At 33.4% G+C, this 1,588-nt stretch carries 2 protein-coding genes and 1 pseudogene; all 3 read left to right on the top strand.

Features of this window, described 5'->3' with window-relative positions:
- Positions 1 to 168: pseudogene (locus IDG60_RS13455) on the top strand (ADP-ribose pyrophosphatase); the annotation flags it as partial.
- A 104-nt stretch (positions 169 to 272) separates the two neighbouring features.
- The gene (gene fur / locus IDG60_RS13460; RefSeq protein ID WP_000392691.1) at positions 273 to 722 is read left to right on the top strand and encodes a ferric iron uptake transcriptional regulator; all 450 of its coding nucleotides are present in this window, start codon (positions 273 to 275) and stop codon (positions 720 to 722) included.
- Between the two features lie 48 nt (positions 723 to 770).
- Positions 771 to 1,588 (top strand): site-specific tyrosine recombinase XerD (xerD, locus tag IDG60_RS13465; RefSeq protein WP_206160790.1); only part of this gene is annotated, 818 nt, incomplete at its 3' end.

Here is a 1,588-nt window from a genome sequence, read left to right on the forward strand (position 1 = left end):
GATAATTTAGAAGAAGGTACAGTTCACTTAGATGAAGATGAATTTGTCGAAGTCATTAAAGTTCCGATTGAGAATGTTAAATCGATGCTAATGAATAAAGAAATAGAAGATGCGAAGACTATCATTGCATTGCAACACCTATTATTAAATTATAATCATTCTAAATAACAAATGAGAAAAGCTTGCATTTTATTGAGAAAACTGTTAGTTTTAATTGTGAAGTTTGAAATAATTTGTAATGATTTTAATTATTAGTAGGGGAGTGGACATCGTTGGAAGAACGATTAAATCGCGTTAAGCAACAATTACAACAATCATCATATAAGCTAACGCCACAACGCGAAGCTACTGTTAGAGTTCTAATTGAAAATGAAAAAGATCATCTAAGTGCTGAAGACGTATATCTGAAAGTAAAAGACAAAGCGCCTGAAATTGGCTTGGCGACAGTATACAGAACGTTAGAGTTGTTAGCTGAACTAAAAGTTGTCGACAAAATTAACTTTGGTGATGGCGTCGCTCGTTTTGATTTAAGAAAAGAAGGCGCAAAACATTTCCACCATCATTTAGTATGTATGGAATGTGGTCGTGTAGATGAAATCGATGAAGATTTGTTACCAGAAGTTGAAAATCGAGTTGAAAATGAGTTCAATTTTAAAATTTTAGATCATCGTTTAACTTTCCATGGTGTGTGTGAAACATGCCAAGCTAAAGGTAAAGGATAGTAAATTGCGTAGGTTAAATTAACCTTCGCTTTTTTTAGAGGTGTGGTTATGGAAACAATTATTGAAGAATATTTGCGTTTTATACAAATTGAAAAAGGACTAAGTTCTAACACAATTGGTGCTTATAGACGTGATTTGAAAAAGTATCAAGATTATATGACTGAACATCATATCTCGCATATTGATTTTATAGATCGACAATTAATTCAAGAGTGTTTGGGGCATTTAATAGACCAAGGGCAATCTGCTAAATCTATTGCGCGATTTATTTCAACAATCCGTAGTTTTCATCAATTTGCTATAAGAGAAAAATATGCGGCGAAAGATCCAACGGTATTATTAGATTCACCAAAATATGACAAAAAATTGCCTGACGTTTTAAATGTTGACGAAGTATTGGCTTTATTAGAAACGCCAGATTTAAATAAAATTAATGGATATCGTGATCGTACGATGTTAGAACTTCTGTACGCAACGGGAATGCGTGTATCTGAATTGATACATTTAGAGTTAGAAAACGTGAACTTAATAATGGGATTTGTACGCGTATTTGGTAAAGGCGATAAAGAAAGAATTGTACCATTAGGCGACGCAGTCATTGAGTACTTAACTACTTATATTGAAACGATTAGACCGCAACTTTTAAAAAAGACTGTTACCGAAGTCTTATTTTTAAATATGCATGGTAAACCTTTATCACGACAAGCAATATGGAAAATGATTAAACAAAATGGTGTAAAGGCAAACATTAAAAAGACGTTAACGCCACATACGTTACGCCACTCTTTTGCGACACATTTATTGGAAAATGGCGCAGATTTAAGAGCAGTGCAAGAGATGTTAGGTCACTCTGACATATCTACTAC

The sequence above is a fragment of the Staphylococcus sp. EG-SA-2 genome (genome assembly GCF_017152085.1).